Origin of the sequence: uncultured Brevundimonas sp., from assembly GCF_963974615.1 — a bacterium.
GTDB lineage: Bacteria > Pseudomonadota > Alphaproteobacteria > Caulobacterales > Caulobacteraceae > Brevundimonas.
This window is the reverse complement of record NZ_CAXBDH010000002.1, coordinates 139,018-157,803: the sequence shown is the minus strand read 5'-3', so window position 1 is coordinate 157,803 and position 18,786 is coordinate 139,018. Positions and strand designations below refer to the sequence as shown.

Genomic DNA, 18,786 nt, shown 5'->3' with positions numbered 1-18,786 from the left:
CTCACACCTTTCGTTGAGCCTATCCAGCTCTCTCCGCTGCTGAGAATCGACGAGGTCTGCCTTACTCTGTCAGAACGCAGACGGACGGGGAGATGAGCTGACGGTGATGATCTGTCCGCTGGTCACCAGCACTATGAGGCCGCGCGGTGTACCGGTCATATCAAGGTAGTTCCTGACTTGGCGGTTGTAGTGATCGAGCGTTTCCGGCGTCGGCCGCACGTCGCTCTTCCAGTCAATGACTACCTCGGCTTGGCCGTCGGCGCCGAAGCTGGTTGCATCGGTGACCCCAACGGTGACCTTTTCCCCGTCTTCATCGTGCATAGCCGCGTAAACCGGAAACTCGGGAATGAGGGTCGGCCGAAGCGCCACGATCTCTGGCAGAGCTAGGGTCCGGCTGACGCAGCCGGCGAGTTCGGTGGCGGACAGTCCGGTCGCGGCGTCCTCGACCGGACTCTGGCCGATTGCGATGATGAGGTCCCGAGCCCGCGAAACCAAGGCTTCGGCGTCGTCCGCAGTCTCGCCCGTCAGAACCTCCTCGAGCAGCTTGTGCAGGACGAGTCCGCGTTCCCGGCCACCTTGGACGGCCGGTGATGGAATGTCCTCATCGGGCTGGGATGTGTCGGATGCCGCCCAGATCTCAGCGATCTCTGGTGTCAACAGCGGGCCGTCCCCGCCCTCATCACGACTAGGCGCCAGCCAGCGAAGGGCGACCTGACCGTCTACGATTCTGGAGGCTTCGCTGGCGAAGACCTCGCGCGTCTGGGTATTGGGTTGGCCCGAGCGGCCCTCGCCCGGCTCGGGAGACAGATGGGCCAAGTCCAGCGCGGGCAGGTCGGCTAGGGACAGATCGAGCAGCCCGATCCAGGCGGTCTTGACGGGAGCCACATCCAGGCGCGGCAGGACGAGAAGTTCGCGCGCCCGGGTCGAGGCGACGTACCAGAGCCGAATGCGTTCGCGGTCGAGCTCGTCTTTCTCCGCCTCTCGCACCGCGTCGAAACCTGCCGGCTTTACCCCCAGGACCGGGCAGTAGAAGACGTCGGTGCCGCGGTCGGTGACCGCGTTCTCGGCCGCCATGATCCTGGTCATAGTGTTGATCGGAACCACGATCGGCCACTCCAGCCCCTTGGCGGCATGCATGGTGTAGAGGGCGACCGCCTCCTCCTGGGCGTCGGGCCGGCCCTCGACGGCTCGGGCCTCGTCGGTCCAGGCCGCCGTCATCGTCTCGGAAAAGGCGCGCAGCCCCCGCACGGCGAAGCCGGCGGTCATCGACAGGTAGAGATCGACGTTGGCGAGGGCCCGCTCCGCTTGGCCCTGGTGCCGCTGCAGCAAGAGCGGCCGAACCCGAAGAGCATCGACGGCTTGGGACAGGAGGTCATGAGGCGTCGTGCTGTGAACGCGACGCTGCAAGGCCTGAAGGGTCTCGATCACGCGCCGCGCGAGCGCATGGGCGATCCCGGCGGCTTCGACGCCGAGGTCCAGCTTGCCCACATCCTCCGGACGGTCCTCCGGCCGGGCCAGGGCCCAGACGATGTCGAGCAACGCCTCTTCCGTCAGACCGACGAGCGGTCCTCGCAAAAGCGCGACCAGGGCGAGCGTGTCGCGGCGATCCGACAGCACCCGCGTGATGGCGATGAGGTCCTGAATTTCCTGACGCTTGAAGAAGCCCTTGCCGGCCTGGGTGGCGACGGGGATGCCGCGACGCTCAAGCGCTTCTTCGTATCGCCACAGCTCGCTGCCCGTGGGAGCCAGCAAAGCGACGTCGCCCGGGCGGCAGACGCGGCTGTCTCCGGAGCGACGATCCAAGATCATCTCGCTACCGATCAGCCGGGCGCACATCTCAGCCACGGCCTCCGCCTCCGCGTCACGCTGGACGTCAGGCGAGGCCTTGCCGTCGGCGTCGGCGGCGGCGACGTCCAGGGCCGCGACGCATACGGCCTCGCCGCGGTCGGGGTGGAAGGCGTCCAGTGCGGTGAATCCCGGCTGGCCGTCGCTGGACAGAACGGCTTCGAACCGGCTGTTCACATAGGCTAGGATCGGGGCGCAGGACCGGAAATTCGTCGAGATCGACAGGACGCTGTCTCCGTCCCGAGCGGCGAATGCCTGCCGCGCCCGGACGTAAGCGGCGACGTCGGCGCCCCGAAAGCGATAGATCGCCTGTTTCGGATCCCCGACCAGGAAGAGCGCGCCCGGCCGGATGTGGAAGGCGGCCCAGTCCGAAGCCGCGTCCCCCGTGACGCCCGACGGTGGTTCGCCGCAAAGCCGCCAGAAGATCTCGGTCTGCATCGGATCCGTATCCTGGAACTCATCGACCAGAACCCGTGAGAACCGCAGGGCGAGGGCCCGGCGGACATCGTCATGGTCACGCAGCAGATCGCGCGCGGCGAAGATCAGGTCGTCGAAATCCAGCAGGGCCGTCGATCGCTTGTACTCGCGAAACCGCCGCAGAACGGGCTGCACCTGGCGGATCAAGTCGGCAAGCACCCGGCTCGCGACCACTTCCGTCATCTCTGACCAGGCTTTGCAGCAGGCGTCGTAATGGCCGCCGGCCTCCAGGTTCAACCGGTCGCCTTCGGCCTTCGACAGCCCCTGCCGCTTGGCGGCGTCCGCCCATTTGCCCTTCTTGCGATAGGCGCTGAAGGCGCCCGTGGCGGTGGTGAGGTCGCGGTGGGGCTTGAGGACCAGCAAACGCACCAAGCCCGCCGGGGTCTCCACGGTCGCATCGTCGATCGCGTCGGCCAGTTCTCCAAAACGCACCGACTGGTCGGCCGTCTCGGCCTCCACGGCGGGGGCGCCGGCCAGAAAGGTCGCGAGATCATCGACGGCCTGCCGGAAGGCCAAGACCAGCGGAGCAAGAGGACTGACCGCCGGGGCCGACACCGTACGGCGTCGGCGCAAGTTGTCGGCGATCTTGTGGACCAGGGCCACCGTTTCCCCCGGGCTATGCAGCACCAGGTCGGCCAGCAGGCCGCCTTCGCCCCCCGACAATTGGTGCCGGAGCCAAGAGTCGACGATTTCGACAAAGGCGAGGTCGCCCTGGTTGCGGTCCAGGATGGCGGCACCCGGGTCGATATCCGCCTCGACCGGATAGGGTTTGATGAGGCGCTGGCAAAAGCCGTGGATCGTGGAACAGGTCAGGTCGCCGATCGCCATATAGGCCAGGGCCAGATGGCCGCGCTGGGTCTCGCTCAGGCCGCCCGGATAGGCGATCCGCAGTTCGGCGGGAACGTGGCCTGCGGCCAGTTCGCTGACGACGTCGCGGACCCGGACCAGAAGTTCGCTCGCCGCAAGTTCGGTGAAGGTGACCGCTGCGATCGAGGCCGGCGGCGTGCCTTCCGCCAACATCGCGGCGATCCGGCCCGCCATGACAGCGGTCTTGCCCGAGCCCGCGCCCGCCTCGACGAGGATGGACCGATCATGAATAGTTATGGCGGTGCGGCGCGCCTCGTCGTCGCGAAGCCCTTGAACGGTGTCGGTCATCAGAGCGCATCCCAGACAAGGGCCGCGTCGCCCAGGGCGGCGACGACGGCGGGCGTCTTGCGTTTGCAGTAGGTGGCGGCGGCGTTCGCCGGCAGGGCGAAGGACAGGTCATCATAGCTCCCGCCCGCATCCGGGCCGGGCAAGGCCTCGCCCGAGATCAGACTGGCTCGGGCGGCCTGGAGGTGGCCGGTGATGTCGGCGAGCGTCGCCTCCGGATCCGCTAGGACGAGTTCGGCCGGGACACGAGGATAGAGAAGCGAGGCGGTAATGGCGACGTCATTGCCCAGCATCGCCTTCACGGCGAAGGCGTAAAGACAGCGCTGCAGTTCCTTGCCGCCGTTGATGACGATGTCGTCCTTAGGCGGCTTGCCCGTCTTGTAGTCCCTGACCAAAGCCCGCTGACCGTCGCCGGACACGTCCAGCCGGTCGATGTAGCCGCTGATCCTGAAGCCGGTGTCTGGGATTTCCACGGCCCGCGACGGATCCCACGGCGTCGCCCCGGCCGTCCGGGGCTCGGAGCCGCCGAAGCCCGCCTCGCCGTAGGATGTGGCGTCCGCCAGCACCTCGTCGCCGAACGTCAGGGATCGGGTAGTCAGCATCCGCGCCTCTTCCAGGGTGCGACGCCAAATGACCTCGGGCGGAGCCGCCTGTTCGGCCTCCCAGCGAACGGCGACCTCGGATGCGGCGGCCTGGACGGCGGCCTCGATCTCGTCGTCGCTCGCCCCGGCGAGACCGCCGCCGGCTTCCAGAAGCGACAGCGCCATGTCCAGGGTCATGTGAACGAGGTTGCCCATCTGAAGAGCGTCGAGCACCAGAGGTTCGTCGCTGACGTCCCGGCGTTTCAGCGACAGGGCGTAGCGCCAGACAAAGGCGAGGGGATTGCGCAACAGCCGGCGCAGCGAGCTAGCGGACTGGGTCCGCTCCAGGATGGCTAGTAGGAGCGGGTGATCTGGGCGGATCCGCCCGTCATGGGCGGTGATCTCTGGCCGATGCCAGTCGCGCCAGGCTGCCAGGGCGCTCTCCGCCTGTGCGGTTCCGGCGAACTCGTCGCGGCGGGCCATCAACCGGTCGGTTTCGCTGAAGGCGTGGGCCGGGGTCGCATTGCGCCGGATATAGACCTCCTCGGGCATGGCCACGGTCATGGCGCTTCTCCCAAGAAGACGGCCTTCCCCATCGCGCCGTGCGCGGGACAGCACGATCTGACGGTGCGTGGTCGCCAAGATGGTCTCGAAATCCCGACGATCTGCGGCGTCGACGGGAAGCGGGTCCAGATCGAACTTGGGGATCACATGGTCCGGGATCAGTCGGTCTTCCGAGATGGCGCGGGGCCAGCGGGACGAATTCATTCCGACCAGCCGCACGAATTTGCGCGGCGAGGCGGCCAAGGCACTGGCCGGCATCCAGGCGACGGAGACGCAGGCCTCCAGGCCGTCGTCCTGTTTGAGGGTGTCCAGCGTCGCGTCGAGCGAGGCGGCGGGCCCGGCCAGAAGGACCTTGCGCCAGATCGCGCGGGCGCGACCGGTGAGGAAGGTCTGGCCCGCGAGTTCGGCGGCGGCGTGGCCCTGAAGGAGCAGGGCAACAAGCGGCCGAAGCGTAGCGACGTGATCGCGTCCATCCGGCCAGTCGCCCGGCGTCAGGCGATTCAGAAGGCGATCCCACGCTTGCATGGACCCCAGCGGCGCATCCGGCGGCAGGACGCGCATCCAGTTGTCGGGAAGACTTTCGAATGGCCCGGCCTCGGAGCCGCAAAGGACGGCCAGGCGCCGGAGGCGTGGCTGGGAGAGGCCCCGGACAAGGATGTCCGCCAGCGCCGCGGCGGCCTGGCCGTCGCGCGTCGTGACCACCTTGATCCCATGCACGAAGTGCAGGTCCAGATTGGCGTCGGCCCGCAGGGTGAAGAGGTGATCGTCGTATTCCCCTGTCGAGGCTGCGGCGATGGCGATCTCGGAAGGGGTCGCTTCGCCAGAGGCGAGCAGCGCCCTCGCCCAGCGCAGCGCCTCGATGGCCTCGTGATAAGCGGTGGCGGCGCTGACGGCCTCGATGGCCGGCGCCTGGGCATCCTCGCGGGAGATAGTGACCTCCATCCCTTCCAGCCAAGACGGGGTAGGACGGGGACCTGCCGTCCAGGTGACCTGAATCCGACCGGCCAGCGCCGACAGCAGGGGACGCCAACACGGGGAAAGTTCGGTGACTCCGACGATCTCGACCGGCCCCAGCACGGCGGGTGCATGATCGAGCCGGTCACAAGCCGCAGCGACAAGGTCGCAGGGCCGCAGCATACCGGCCGGCAGTCGCGCGAGAACTCCAGCCTCAAGGCGGGCGATGGCGTCGAGGCGGGGATGCTCCTCCGGGCGGCCGGCGAGATCGACGCCGGCGTGCCAAGCCTTCTTCAGCGTGCCGGCCGAGGCCGCGACCATGCCCGGCAGGGTCTTGATGCCCTCGAGTTCGCCGACGGCCGTGACCGGTAATGTCGCTTGGATCGCGATCCGCAGGCTTTCATCATCGATGGAGCGGCAGAAGCCGCCGGCGAGTCGGACCGCCAACTGTTCGAAGGACAGAATCTGAAGACCGTGACGCGACTGACGCGCTGCTTCGAGGCGCAGTTGCCGCATCGCTAGACGGCCATGCGCTATGACAGTTCTGCGGACAGACAAGGGCATCGCCGGATCCTACGGGTTCGATCGCACTTTGAAGTGGATCTAAGCGGGCTGGGGCGCCGTGACGGAAGCGCGGGTGTTAGGGGCGTCCAAGCTCTTCGTCAGCTGCGGCGCCCAGCTTCACCATTCGCATTAGGTAGACCGGCGCGTCTGGCTGATGCAACTCGAAGCTAGGTTTTGATGTCGTTACAAAGACAGATAGTGGCGGCTAGTGGCGGCGGACGTCGTCTTCCCGCGCCCGTCCCCGACATTAGGATGGGGCGCGGGAAGGAACATCGTAAAAGGCGGCGTTTCGACCAACCGCAGATGACGTCGCCTATGAGCCGACGATTTGACGCCAAGCCCGGATGTACCAAGGGGCTTGCGCAGCGAGCGGCTGGGCAATCTGCGGCTCGGGAGGCTCGGCCTGACGCGCGCTCGGGTAGGGCGTAAGCCCCTTGGCTGCGGCGGTCCTCGCCCGTTCGCCCGCGATGTCGCGGTCCGACATGGGCGCGCACCAATTGATCCGTCCGGCCTCGATCACATAGTGCGAGCGACAGGCCAGCGAGCCGTTTCCGATCGACGGACGCACCGTCATGCCGACGCCGTTCCAAGCGATCCTCCAGTCGGTCGGGCCGATGGGGGTGGCGACCTCGGCGCCGCAGCCGCAGGCGCAGAGGTGGGCCATCGCGTCATATTCGAGCGCCAGGTAGAGGACGCCCGGTTCTAGCGTTTCCGGAATGTCCGCCACGAAAGACGGCCTGAGCCTGTCGATCCTCATGCCGCCCGCTCCTCGTTCAGCAGGTGATTGCCGTCGACGGCGTAGACCGAGTGATGCTCGTGCTCGAGGTCAAGATAGAATCCGAGCATCCGCTTCCAGCGTCCGACCGCGAGGGACGCGTTGAGCATGTTGAGGTCGGCGACCTGGATGTTGCGGCCGTAGAGGTCCTCCTCGTCGCCGCCGACCATCGAGACGCGACCGGCCCACACGTGATCGCGCTTCGCTGGAGTGCTCGAGGTGATGCGCACCTGGCCGAGGATCTGGTCATCCACGAGATCGAGTCCCATGCCGACGTCGATGAAGCTGAGACCGAGCCGTTCGAGCCCGCGAATGATCGCCGCCTTGGCCGGACCGGCGTCCATGCACAGGAACACGATGTCGGCCCCGGCCAGCTGCTCGACGTTTTCGTCATGCAGATAGGTGCGGTTGGCGACGATACCGCCGTGCATGTGGCTGTAGACCGACTGCCAGTAGTCGACCTTCCAAGGCTTTGTCCTCAGCAGTTCGATCGAGGGCGCGCCGGGGCCCCGGAACGCGTTGTGCTGGAGGAACCGGTCGCCGTCGAACAGGTCGATCCTGCGCACTGGCGTCTTGGCCAGCAGGTCGAGCGTGTAGGCGCCGGTGCCGCCCAGACCGACGATGACGGCCCGGTTCAGCGCCAGTTTCCGGGTGATCTGGCTGATGCCGGCCCGGCTGCTCGCCGTATCGACGTAACGGAACGGGCTGTCGTCGTCACCGTCGCGGACCTTGAAGGTCCGGGCCGTGACGCCGGCGTCGAGCGCTTGCGCCGGACCCGAGAGGATCGCGACGTAGGTCGTGATCTTGTGGAAGTAGTCCACATACCCGGCGGCCGGCTTGTTCGAGAACGAGCGGTCGATTACCACGCCCTGGCCGAGATCCTGGCGCTGGGTCGCGTGGGTGATGGCGGTGATCGGCCGCCCCTCCATGTCGCAGGGCTGGTCCCCCGCGAACATGGCGACATGGTTTTGCGGCGTCGCGGTGATGTCGCCGTTCAGGGTCAGGTCCGACACGAGGGTCCCGACGCCGACCTCCTTGCGGTCATTCACGTACGGAATGTCGTGGACGACCAGGTGGCCGGCGCGGATCTCGATGTCGAAGCCCTCGTTCTGAAGACGGACGAGGTCGGGGCTACGAGCGATTAGTGGGTGTGGCAACGAAGATCATCCCTTCACGGACTTCGACGGACTGACCCGCGACGAGCGAACCTTCGGGGTGGGCGGCGCCGCCGTGGCGGAACCCGACGGTGTAGATGACATCCGGGTTGGGAACGGCGTCCGGGAAGGCCAGGCCGACCACGGTCTCGTAGGTGATCAGGCCGGCCGGTACGGTGCGCTTGCGACCGTTGACCCGGATCGTGACCTCGCGCGGCGGCGTCGGACGCGTGATGAACTGCTCGGCCCCCTTGTCCGTCAGCGAGATCGCGGAGCCGCGTTCGATGACCTCGTCGTGGGCCTTGTCCTGCACGATGTCGTAATCGTCCGGCACTTCGCCGTACTGGCGCAGCTCGCTTTCCAGGATCGTCTCCGCCCCCCACTCCCAGCCGCGCTCGACCAGCGTGAAGGAGAACAGACGGTCGCTCTCGAAGGCGCGGAACACCGCAGTTTCACCTTTCCGCAGCGTGATCTTGTCGTCCAGGCCGAGCGAGGTCGCACCCCGGTCGCGGATCTGGATCAGGATCCAGGCGCTCGCGGGATCCAGGCGGGCCGCCGCCCGGAGATCGCGGCCGCTCGGATCGTCGTCATCGATGGAGAACGGGCGCCCGTTCACGGTGAAGGGGAAGTTGCGGCCCCGGGCGGCGGCGATCAGGTCGGGAGGGTCGGAGTCGGGCGTCGTCATGTCTGGCGTTCCTTTGTGATCCCAAAATGGGAGCGAGATTGAAATCTCACAGTCGGAACGGATTCGCAAGAGGTTTGATCCCAAAATGGGATCGACTATGATCGAATCATCGACTTCCGTTACTTCTGGAACCAATGAAGCTCATGGGTGCGCCAAAGCTTTTCGCAGCGGCGGCTGGCGCCTCGCTTGCCGCGCGTGGCGCATGCGCGGCGCTCTGCGCCGAACTCGAGGCGGGAGACTGGGCGTGCGTGGACGACGTGACCTCGTCGTTTCCGCGCGCTGGCTGGTCGAAGAACCGGGCTGTCATCGCCGTCGATGATGCGCTCGACGCCGTGGTCGCGTTCAATTTTGAAAGGGGTATCGCCTTGATCGACACCGTTCAGCCCGCCAAAGCTTCGACTCCTGCTGCTGCAAGGCGGCGGAGGTCCGCATGAAAATTGCCCCCATCCGGACCGAAGAGACGTACCAGGCGTCTCTTGCCAGAGCAGCGGTCCTCATTTCCAGATCCGACGCTTCCTCAGTGGATGAACTTGAAATAATCCAGGCACTCGTCGAGCGCTGGGAGAAAAGTCAGTACGATCTGCCGGCGCCGACCGCGGTCGAGGCGATACGTTTCAGGATGTCGCAGCGAGGTCTTCAGCCGCGGGACCTCGAACCGTACATCGGGTCCCGGGCGCGGGTGTCTGAGGTGTTGTCAGGCCGGCGGGATCTCTCGATCGATATGATCCGGTCGTTGAACCAGCATCTCGGCATCCCTGCGGCCGCTCTGATCGCCGCGCCTGCGCGCGAGGCCTCCGCCAAGGTGAGCAAGCCGTCGAAGGCGGCGCTCGACAAGCTCAGGACATTCGGTGTCCTCAAGGCTCGCGAGACTTACGAGCAGTTCATCGACAGGATCTTTCCGCCTTCAGCGGCTCCAGCGTTCCTGCGCAAGACTAGGACCGACCGCACCAACGCCAAGACTGATCTCGCGGCGCTTCACGCGTGGTGTGCAGCGGTCGTGGTCAAGGCGGATGCGGTGAAGATGCCGGCCAAGCGACCCGTCATAAAGTCCGAGTGGGGGATCGAGTTGGCGAGGTTGAGCCAGCAGGCCGACGGCCTATCCTTGGTGGAGGCGAAGCTGCGAGCATACGGGATCGTCTTCGTCGCCCTCGAACACCTTCCCGGAACCTATCTGGATGGCGCCGCCCTGTGCCGTTCCGATAGCGCGCCGGTGATCGCCATGACGCTGCGCCACGACAGGCTCGACAATTTCTGGTTCACGCTGCTGCACGAGTTCTGCCACGTCGCTCGCCACCTGAATGCAGACAGACGCCTGATCCTTGACGATCTCGACCTCAAGGGTGCCGACGAGATCGAGGACGAAGCTGACAGGTTCGCCCAAGACGCCCTCATTCCCCCGAATGTGTGGAAGAAGTACGTCGCCGACGACCTCGACACCGATGGCGTCTTGGCGGTCGCCCTGAAAGCTAAAGTGCATCCGGCTGTCGTTGCGGGACGCTGGCAGCGAGAGAACCAAGACTACAGGCGGTTCGCGAAACTCCTCGGGCGCGGCGAGGTACGTTCCCAGCTTTTTGGTGACACATGATTGGGAGACTTCATCGGCTGTCGAGATTGAAGTGAAGACGGCGCTGTCACGCGCCAACCATGAGGTCTGAAAAGGTCGATCTCTAAGCCGATCGCGTCCCGGTTTTCGAGACAGTCTTGGTGTCCGCTCGTGGCGCACTCGGTCACAGTCGAGACTTATGTGACGATTTCTGCTAGTCGATCTACGTGGACGAGAATGACCGGTAATGACCGCGAAATCTCGTCCTCTGGTGACCATGTGGTGACCAATCGCCGCTGAGATTTTGCAGTGATCCGCGATTTTTCAGCAATATCAGGAAGATAAATCGAGAAGTCTGGCGACTAAAATTTCCTCTACTGGGACATCGAACTGGAGCCGTAAGCGGTCCTGCGGAGCCGCCATTGTGCCCGGATGGCTTTATGCACGGGTTGCCGCCGACCCTCGGGACCGATACGGCCACGGCGGCGTTGAGGCCCTGTCCCCCTCTCGCGCAAAGGCTGCCATGAAACTCCGTGTCCGTTCCGAGCTGGTCTATCGCTTCGATCCGCCGATGGACGCGATTTTCCAGATCCACGTCGCCCATTGGCCAGGACAACAGATTCTGGAGGAGACGCTGGCCCTCACCCCGGCGGTCCCGTTCCGCGTGGACGAGACAGTCGATTTCGGTACGCGGCCATTGCGGGCTCGCCTGTCGGGTGAGGTGACGGTGCTCTATGAGGCCTTGGTCGACAACGGGCGGTTGACGGAGCTGTCGTCCGCTGCGGTTCAACACGATTGGGCTGAACTGCCGGTGGAGGTGCTGACCTATCTGTGGCCGAGTCGGTATTGCCCGTCCGACCAGTTCGGCCGGTTTGTCGAGCGCGAGTTTGGCACCCTGACCGGCGGGACGCGGGTGCGGGCCATCGTCGCCTGGATCGCCGAGAACGTCGATTATCGCTTCGGCGTGTCTGACGGCGAAACCACGGCCGCCCGAACCTTCATCGACCGCGCGGGCGTATGCCGCGACTTCACCCATCTGGGCATCACCCTGTGTCGCGCCGCGGGCATTCCGGCGCGGGCGGTCAGTGCTTATGCCTTTCAACTGGCCCCCCCGGATTTTCACGCCGTGTTTGAGGTCTGGCTGTCGGACGGCTGGTGGTTGATCGACCCGACCGGCCTGGCCCCGATCGCGGGTCTGGTGCGGATCGCCAGTGGCCGTGACGCGGCCGACATCGCCTTTCTGAGCACCCGGGACGCGTGCGAAATGGTCCGTCAGTCGGTTACGGTCGAGGCGGTCTGAGCCATCGGCCGGGCGCACGGTCAACCGATGGCGGTTTTCCCTTTGAGGCGCAGGATCATCGGCACCATCAGAAAACCGACGGCATCGATGATCAGGTGTGCGACGATACAGGCCCACAGATCGCCACCGCTCAGGACGAACAGGACGCACAGACCCGCTCCGGCGACAGCGACCTGGATGAGGTGGATCGGCTTCCAGCGGAAATGGGCGAGGACAAAGGCCGCGACGGCCATGATCGCCGCTGGAGCGAGACCTCCCAGTATCGGCGGACCGACTGTCAGGGGGACGCCGCGGAACAGAATTTCCTCGACCACCGCTGCGGTCAGGATAATGAACAACCGGTGCGCCAGGGGCAGGGCAGCGACCCGCGCAAAGGTGTCCTGATCGCCGGCGGACACCCCCAGAAGGCGCTGGATCGCGAGGACGGCTCCACCCGTCGCCATCAGCCCTATGGCACCGGCGAGACCCCATAGCAGGGAGCGTCGCCCCGGTTCAGCCAGCCCAATACTGCCCATCGTCGCAACGAGAGACCCCCTGTCGACGGCGAGAACCAGCAGGGCCGCGCCGGCGACGGCCCAGAGGGCCAGACGGGTACCCCAGGAGAGGGAGTCGAGGCCGAGGCTCCGCGCCAGGATCAGCGTCAGGGTCGCGCCGGAGAGAGCGATCACCAGGGCCACTACTTCTGTCGACATGTCGCTACGATCTCCGGCTCAGGAGATTCGCCGATGTGGTCGACCCGGGCAAGCGCTATTCGGCATCGGGTCCTGGCCCGTCAGGCCGGAGCCTTTTCCGGAGTCAGTTCTAGAACCAGGCTTTGAGACCAATGACGACGCGGGTGTCGTCCACCTGCCCGCCGCGGGCCTCGACATAGTCCGCCGTATTGCCGAGCGCGCGGCTCCATTCGACCCCGAGGTAGGGGGCGAACTCCTTGCGGAACTCGTAGCGCAGTCTCAATCCAGCCGAGACGGAGGTCAGGCCCGTTCCTGTCTCCAGTTCCGGGATGTCGTTGGCCGAGGCCTTGATTTCAAAGCGCGGCTGGAGAATCCATTTCTGGGTGATGCGCTGATCGTATTCGGCTTCGGCCCGGGCGGTCAGATTGCCGTCTGTCGACAGGAAGGCCGCTGCGTCGACCTCCCACCAGTGCGGAGCCAGTCCCTGAATACCGAGCACCAGATGGGTGGTATCCCCACCGTCGCGCCGAACGTCCTGACGCACGCCGGTCTGAAGGTTCCAGAAGGGTGAAACGGCACGGCTGTAGAGCGCCTGGATTTCGACCGACTCGAGATTGCCGCCGACTTCACCTTCACCTTCGGACTTCCACCAGAAGCGGTTGATGTCGCCGCCCGACCAGCCCTGGACGTCCCACAGCCAGCTGTCAGCCCCGTTGCCGGAGCTGACCTCGAACCGGTCGACGATGACGGCCGTGGTGCGTATGTCGCCATTTTCGACCACGAGGCCCCGGCGTGACGCAGCCATGGCTGCCGCTCCGTAGATCAGGTCGGCGGCGTGGGTCGGGCCGCTCAGGGCCGTGACCGGAACCGGCGCTTCCGGCGGGCGGCCGGGATTGTCGGCGCTGGTCGGCACATCGGGCGGTCCCATCGCCATCGTCGACATGTCGTGTCCGGCATGAGGGTTGGTGGCCGCAGGCGGAGTCGACATGTCATGCCCGGCGTGCGGGTCGGTCTCCGGCTGGGCCGGCGTTTCGGATTGCCCCATTGTCATCGTCGACATGTCGTGCCCGGCGTGAGGATCGGTGGCGACGGGCGGTGTCGGGGCGACGTGGCCCGCGTGGAGGTCCGCGACCACCGGCCGGGCAGGCGCGCGCTGCCCGGCGTGGGGACCTGTGGCCGGTCGGGTCGGTCTTGCAGGCGCAGGCGCGGGTGTCCGGTGCCCGGCGTGGGGTGCCGATGGCGTCTGCGTGCGTGCCGGGGGCGGCGGTGTCGTGTGCCCGCCGTGAGCCGTCTGGGCCTGGGTGGCGACGGGGGCGACGGCGACCATCAGCGGGACCAGGGCGATGACGAGGCGGTTCATGACGCCGCTCCGTCCATGGGTCGCACGGTGACGACGTTGAACATCCCCGCGTGCATATGCATCAGCAGATGGCAGTGGAAGGCCCAGTCCCCGGGGTTGTCGGCGGTCAGGTCGAAGGTGACCTTGCCGCCCGGCGCGACATTGACCGTGTGCTTCAGCGGCTGATGCCCTGCGGGGCCGCCGGTGACCAGTTCGAAGAAATGGCCGTGCAGGTGGATCGGGTGGGCCATCATCGTGTCATTGACCAGCGTCACCCGTACGCGCTCGTTCCGTTCGAAGCGGATCGGCTCGACCAGCTCCGAGAATTTGCGTCCGTCGAAGCCCCACATGAACCGTTCCATATTGCCGGTCAGGTGGATTTCCATGGTTCGGGAGGGCGCGCGCCGGTCCTTGTTCGGCTGCAGGGACACCAGGTCGGTGTAGACCAACACCCGGTGGTCAACGTCAGCCAGGCCCGTCGGTCGCTCACCGAGCCGGTTGACCGGTGACATATTGACCATGTCGACGCCGACCCCGACAGCCATGTCCGGCGGGGCGTTGTCGGGATCGCGCATGTTCATGCCGCTCATCGACATGCCGGCCATGGCGTCGCCACCGGCCTCCATGCCGCTCATGCCGCCGTGGTCCATGCCGGCCATCGATCCCGACGTCGCCGATCCGTGATCCATCCCGCCCATGCCCATGTCGGCCATCGACAGGTTGGGGACCTCGCGCAGCGGCGGGATTTCGGCGGTCATCCCCATCCGCGGGGCCAGGGTGGCGCGGCCCATGCCGGAGCGGTCGATGGCTTCGGAGACTATCGTGTAGGCGCGGTCCTCGGTCGGGCGGACGATGACGTCATAGGTCTCGGCCACCGAGATCTGGAACTCGTCGGTCTCGACCGGGCGCACATTCTCGCCGTCGGCCTGCACTACGGTCATGGCCAGGCCGGGGATGCGGACGTTGAAGATCGACATGGCCGAGGCGTTGATGACGCGCAGCCGCACACGCTCGCCCGGGCGGAACAGGCCGGTCCAGTTCTCCTGCGGACCGTGGCCGTTGATCAGATAGGTATAGGTTGTGCCGTTGACGTCGAGGACGTCGCGCGGGTCCATTCGCATTCCGCCCCACATCCGGCGCTCTTCCACGCTCATCCGGTCGCTGCCGTCCAGCAGCCCGACCAGGGTGGTGCGCTGGCGGTTGAAATAGCCGGGGCTCTTCTTCAGCTTTTCCAGGATCTCGTGCGGATGCATGAAGCTCCAGTCCGACAGGACCAGCACATGCTCGCGATCGTAGCCAACCGGGTCGGTGCCGGCGGGATCGATGACGATCGGGCCATAGTGGCCGAGCGCCTCCTGCAGGCCGGAATGGCTGTGGTACCAGAAGGTGCCGGACTGCTTGATCGGGAACTCGTAGACGAAGGTCTCACGCGGCTTGATGCCCGGGAAGCTGATGCCGGGCACGCCATCCATCTGGAACGGCAGCAGCAGGCCGTGCCAGTGAATCGAGGTGTCCTCGTCCAGGGTATTGGTCACCGCAAGCCGCACATTCTGGCCTTCGCGCAAGCGTAGCAGAGGTGCGGGCAGGGTCCCGTTGATGGTCAGGGCCTGGGCCGTACGGCCGCCCACCGTGAACGGTGAATGACCCACGGTCAGGCCGATGTCCGGCCCGGTCAGGGTCGGCAGGTCGGACCTCAGGCCGGGCGAACCGGTCATGGCCCAGGCGGGCAGAAGTCCCTGCAGGCCCAGCAGCCCGCCACCGGCGACGGTGCCGCGCAACAGGGATCGACGGTCCAGGTGCGGTTTCAACATCGGTTGGTTGTGTCCTTCGGGGCGTGGTCATGCGGGTGCGTGTGTGTCTTGTACAGATACGCGTGTCGGTGACGGTCCCCTTGGATCAGGGTGTCGTCATCCGACCGGTCGAGGGGTACAGCATCGTTTCATTCGGGCCGGAATCTAATGGCCGTCATCACCCTGAACGCGTAAGGCGGCCGCAAGTTTATCCCGGGCGCGGGCGATGCGGGTTTCCACGGCCTTGGGCGTGATCCCGAGGATGGCGGCCACCTCGGCATGGGAGCGCCCTTCCAGGGTGGCCAGCAGCAGGGGGACCTTGAGCGTATCGGGAAGATCGACCAGGGCGCGCTGGACGGCGGCGACCCTGCGACGATCATCGATGCGGGCCTCGGGGGCCGGCACATCCTCGCCGACCGCGGCCGCTTCGGGCGTGTCGAGTCCCATCACGCCGCGCACCACGCGTCTGACGGTGCGTTTGCGACCCCAGTCCCGGCATTTGTTGACGGCAATGGACCGCAGCCAGACATCGAACGGCCGGGCGGGGTCATACCGGCGTATCGCCAGCCAGGCCGCGGCATAGGCTTCCTGAAGCACGTCGTGGGCCTCGGACTCGTCGCCGACATAGCGGCGCACGAAGCGGTACAGATCCGCCTTGGTCCTCGTCATCAGCGCGGTGAACGCAGCCCGGTCCCCACGTGATGCCCGGACTTCCATGCCTGAGTCCGACTCCACGCGCGCGGCTTAACCCGCGGCCTGGCGCAGGGCCTCGACGACGCGGCGATCGAAGACCTCGGCCTGGGCTGGCGTCATCACTGATCGCATCTCGAAGACGTGGCTGATGGTCGCTTTCTGCAGATCGCCCATGGCGGAATGGAAATGATCGACCGCTGCCTGGACCTGCGGCGTGTCACCGTCGCTGACGGCGATGGCCGCGGCCAGTTCCTGATTGGCGGCGCGAACCTCGGCCTGAAGGGCCTGCCGGTGTCCGGCGAAGCGATCCTCGATAGCATCCAGCCGACGCATCTGATCGTCATTCAGATCCAGTTCGGTATGGATGATGCTGTGCAGGCTGGGGGGCTCCCGCTCGCGCATGATCCAGGTCGCGCTCACCCAGGTCGCCGCGACACTGGCGAGGGCGGCCAGCAGGGCGGTGGCGACGATCGACTTCCAGCCCGCCTTCATCCGAGGTCATCCAGACTGGTCAGCGGCGACAGGTCCGACGCGATGGTGAAAATTCGCATTTCGGAGGGCTGCGGACGTTGTGCCATGATCAGAAAGCCCCCGTTGGCCACGCCGACCATGATCGCCACCGCGACCGTCGCGGCCCGAACCTGATCCGTCATTCGCCGGTCACGAATTTCGGCGACTCGTGACCAGACGGCCGCCTCCATCGCGTCGAGGCGCGCATGGTCGACGACCGGCGTCGCCGCGATCAATATTTTCAGGTCTTCAGTCATAGCACACCTGTGTCACACCCCTCCTGTCATACGCGCCGACGGTCTGGTGCCCTCATGAGGGCACCGGGGTCGGTCCACGTAGATACCAGAGAACGCACGATACCGATTCACCAACACGTCCGGAGTTTTTCATGTCCCGTCTCTCCCTGGCCCTGGCCGCGTCGATCCTGATGATGGCGACCACACCGGCCGCCGCCCACGATCCGGTCCATCACGTCATGGCTGAAACCGCCGTCGCGCCGGAAGCGGTGCCCGCCGCGGCCGTCGTCGAGGCCTTCCATGCCGCCCTTAAGGCCGGTGATACGGTTGCGGCCCTGGCCTTGATGGCTCCCGATGTGATGATCTTCGAACAAGGCGGAGCAGAGCGCTCGCGCGACGAATATGCGGCGCATCATCTGGCCGGTGATACCGCCTACGCCGCGGGCACCGAAGAAACCCTGGTCCGGCGGTCGGGTTGGGCCGAGGGTGATGTGGCCTGGATCGCCAGCGAGGGACGCACCACGGGTGAGTTCAACGGCCGGGCTGTAGACCGACTCACCACCGAGACCATGGTGTTGCGGCGGCAGGCCGACGGCTGGCGCATCCACCACATTCACTGGTCGTCGCGCGCGCCTGCCTAGGGCGCATTCACCCTACATCGCCGCCGGTGGTGCCAGCGTGCCCATTACGGCGACCAGACCGAGCAGGATGAGTCCGACCGTCGTCTCGACCAGAACGCTGTTCTTTAGCCGCTGGAGCTCCGACCGGGAATCGTCGCCACCGGCGATGACCGTGCCCAGGGCGGGGGTCAGATGGAAGCGGTTGGCGCTGGCCAGGGCCAGCATCAGGACGAACAGGGCGAGCTTGGCGATCAGCAACTGGCCATAGAGGCTGGTGCCGAGCTCGACGATCCGGGTCGGACCGACCAGGAACCAGCTGTTGACCAGGCCGCTCGCGGTCAGAAGCACTACCGCTACGGTCCCCAGTCCGGCAAAGCCGTGCAGGGCGCGATGGATCGCGGGGTCCTCCGGCCCCACCCGGCGTAGTAGCAGGGCGAGCAGGGCGGCCAAGGCTCCCAGCCACAAGGCTGCGGCGACGGCATGTATGACGTCGGCCCCCAGATGAATGAGACCGCCGGGGCCCGCTGTGGCCGCCCCATGACCGGTCCAGGCGAAGCTGGCGACGATTACCAGTCCAGTCACGGCCGTCACCCGCCACAAACTCCGCCCCTGTCCAAAAACCGCGAGGGCGAACAGGGCAGTGAGGGCGACCGCAACCCGGATGACCATGGCCAGGCCGAGGGTCGTGCCCGTGACCATGAAGGACAGGGAGGCCGGCTTCAGAGCCTCGGTCAGTGACCCGGCCATGACGGCAGTCTGGGCCACCAGGGCGACCAGTGACCCGACCGCGACAACGATCGACGCCACGATCAGGGTCGGGCGCGCCCAGGTGAGATTCGGAGCGTCCCAGTCACGGAAGCTGTGCAGCAGAAAAAAGGGCACGCCGAACAGGACAACGGCCCCGCTGTATTCCAGCCAGCGGAGCCCGATGACCGCGATCTCGAGCATGACTTATTGGACTGTGAAGCTGTAGGTGCCGGTCATCCGATGGCCGTCCGTCGAGGCGATGTGCCAGTTGACGCGATAGACGCCGGTGGCCAGCGGGTGCGCGAGGGTCGCGGTCAGGGTGACGCCGTCTTCGGCCATGGACGGATGGGTGTCGATCCCGGTTCCGGCGGCATTGACGAGATCGAAGCCGGAAAAGGCCGGAACCATGCGCTCGCTGAAGGTCAGGCTGAGTGTGTGGGGAGCGGTCACCGTTGAATCGGGAGCGGGGGTGGCGCTGACCAGTCGGGCATGAGCCGCAGCAGGGCCGGCGGCGAGGGCCGCAACGGCCGCGACGGCGACGAAAGGCGCAAGATGGAAGGAACGCATGGGTATCTCCTGAGCTGTG

The 18,786-nt window shown here is 66.2% G+C and carries 17 protein-coding genes; 4 read left to right on the top strand and 13 right to left on the bottom strand.

Going from position 1 to position 18,786, the window contains the following annotated elements; translation table 11 throughout:
• Nucleotides 1-69: 69 nt before the first annotated feature.
• The 5 genes from AAC050_RS02085 to AAC050_RS02065 all read right to left on the bottom strand — a co-directional run bounded on the left by AAC050_RS02085 (nucleotide 70) and on the right by AAC050_RS02065 (nucleotide 8,751).
• Nucleotides 70-3,477 carry a UvrD-helicase domain-containing protein gene (locus tag AAC050_RS02085; protein ID WP_339913386.1) on the bottom strand — a complete coding sequence of 1,136 codons (3,408 nt, stop codon included), beginning with the start codon at nucleotides 3,475-3,477 and terminating at the stop codon, nucleotides 70-72.
• The gene (locus AAC050_RS02080; RefSeq protein ID WP_339913385.1) at nucleotides 3,477-6,089 is read right to left on the bottom strand and encodes a PD-(D/E)XK nuclease family protein; all 2,613 of its coding nucleotides are present in this window, start codon (nucleotides 6,087-6,089) and stop codon (nucleotides 3,477-3,479) included. Before AAC050_RS02080 ends, AAC050_RS02085 begins: the two co-directional genes overlap by 1 nt.
• 361 nt (nucleotides 6,090-6,450) lie before the next feature.
• Complete coding sequence (locus AAC050_RS02075; RefSeq protein ID WP_339913384.1) at nucleotides 6,451-6,894, bottom strand: DUF6527 family protein; 444 nt, start codon at nucleotides 6,892-6,894, stop codon at nucleotides 6,451-6,453.
• On the bottom strand, nucleotides 6,891-8,069 hold the full coding sequence (locus AAC050_RS02070; RefSeq protein WP_339913383.1) for a ThiF family adenylyltransferase: 1,179 nt from the start codon (nucleotides 8,067-8,069) through the stop codon (nucleotides 6,891-6,893). Before AAC050_RS02070 ends, AAC050_RS02075 begins: the two co-directional genes overlap by 4 nt.
• Complete coding sequence (locus AAC050_RS02065) at nucleotides 8,044-8,751, bottom strand: multiubiquitin domain-containing protein (RefSeq protein ID WP_339913382.1); 708 nt, start codon at nucleotides 8,749-8,751, stop codon at nucleotides 8,044-8,046. The genes AAC050_RS02070 and AAC050_RS02065 overlap by 26 nt, the downstream gene beginning before the upstream one ends.
• A gap of 134 nt (nucleotides 8,752-8,885) precedes the next feature.
• Here AAC050_RS02065 and AAC050_RS02060 point away from each other — a divergent pair, with 134 nt between their 5' ends.
• From AAC050_RS02060 to AAC050_RS02050, 3 genes are all read left to right on the top strand, one after another.
• Nucleotides 8,886-9,185, top strand: coding sequence for a hypothetical protein (locus tag AAC050_RS02060; RefSeq protein ID WP_339913381.1), 300 nt, complete (start codon nucleotides 8,886-8,888; stop codon nucleotides 9,183-9,185).
• Nucleotides 9,182-10,336: an ImmA/IrrE family metallo-endopeptidase gene (locus AAC050_RS02055; RefSeq protein WP_339913380.1), complete on the top strand. Its 1,155-nt coding sequence runs from the start codon at nucleotides 9,182-9,184 to the stop codon at nucleotides 10,334-10,336. Before AAC050_RS02060 ends, AAC050_RS02055 begins: the two co-directional genes overlap by 4 nt.
• Nucleotides 10,337-10,817: 481 nt before the next feature.
• Nucleotides 10,818-11,594, top strand: coding sequence for a transglutaminase family protein (locus AAC050_RS02050; protein WP_339913379.1), 777 nt, complete (start codon nucleotides 10,818-10,820; stop codon nucleotides 11,592-11,594).
• Between the two features lie 20 nt (nucleotides 11,595-11,614).
• Here the strand turns inward: AAC050_RS02050 and AAC050_RS02045 are convergent, their stop codons facing one another.
• The 6 genes from AAC050_RS02045 to AAC050_RS02020 form a co-directional block, all read right to left on the bottom strand.
• Nucleotides 11,615-12,286, bottom strand: a complete 672-nt coding sequence (locus AAC050_RS02045) for a CPBP family intramembrane glutamic endopeptidase (protein ID WP_339913378.1) — start codon at nucleotides 12,284-12,286, stop codon at nucleotides 11,615-11,617.
• A 109-nt stretch (nucleotides 12,287-12,395) separates the two neighbouring features.
• Nucleotides 12,396-13,625 (bottom strand): copper resistance protein B, encoded by a 1,230-nt coding sequence (locus AAC050_RS02040; RefSeq protein WP_339913377.1) that lies wholly within the window; start codon nucleotides 13,623-13,625, stop codon nucleotides 12,396-12,398.
• Nucleotides 13,622-15,415: a copper resistance system multicopper oxidase gene (locus AAC050_RS02035; protein ID WP_339913376.1), complete on the bottom strand. Its 1,794-nt coding sequence runs from the start codon at nucleotides 15,413-15,415 to the stop codon at nucleotides 13,622-13,624. Before AAC050_RS02035 ends, AAC050_RS02040 begins: the two co-directional genes overlap by 4 nt.
• Before the next feature lie 144 nt (nucleotides 15,416-15,559).
• Nucleotides 15,560-16,111, bottom strand: a complete 552-nt coding sequence (locus AAC050_RS02030) for an RNA polymerase sigma factor (protein ID WP_339913375.1) — start codon at nucleotides 16,109-16,111, stop codon at nucleotides 15,560-15,562.
• A gap of 27 nt (nucleotides 16,112-16,138) precedes the next feature.
• Nucleotides 16,139-16,579: a periplasmic heavy metal sensor gene (locus AAC050_RS02025; protein WP_339913374.1), complete on the bottom strand. Its 441-nt coding sequence runs from the start codon at nucleotides 16,577-16,579 to the stop codon at nucleotides 16,139-16,141.
• Entirely contained in the window at nucleotides 16,576-16,854 is a 279-nt protein-coding gene (locus AAC050_RS02020; RefSeq protein ID WP_339913373.1) for a hypothetical protein, read from the bottom strand. Before AAC050_RS02020 ends, AAC050_RS02025 begins: the two co-directional genes overlap by 4 nt.
• 131 nt (nucleotides 16,855-16,985) lie before the next feature.
• On the opposite strand from AAC050_RS02020, the gene AAC050_RS02015 reads away from it, so the two are divergent.
• Nucleotides 16,986-17,474 carry a nuclear transport factor 2 family protein gene (locus tag AAC050_RS02015; protein ID WP_339913372.1) on the top strand — a complete coding sequence of 163 codons (489 nt, stop codon included), beginning with the start codon at nucleotides 16,986-16,988 and terminating at the stop codon, nucleotides 17,472-17,474.
• Between the two features lie 12 nt (nucleotides 17,475-17,486).
• On the opposite strand, the gene copD is transcribed toward AAC050_RS02015, so the two are convergent.
• Both copD and copC read right to left on the bottom strand, forming a co-directional pair.
• Entirely contained in the window at nucleotides 17,487-18,401 is a 915-nt protein-coding gene (gene copD / locus AAC050_RS02010) for a copper homeostasis membrane protein CopD (RefSeq protein ID WP_339913371.1), read from the bottom strand.
• Nucleotides 18,402-18,404: 3 nt separating this feature from the next.
• Nucleotides 18,405-18,767: a copper homeostasis periplasmic binding protein CopC gene (copC, locus tag AAC050_RS02005; RefSeq protein ID WP_339913370.1), complete on the bottom strand. Its 363-nt coding sequence runs from the start codon at nucleotides 18,765-18,767 to the stop codon at nucleotides 18,405-18,407.
• Nucleotides 18,768-18,786: the final 19 nt, after the last annotated feature.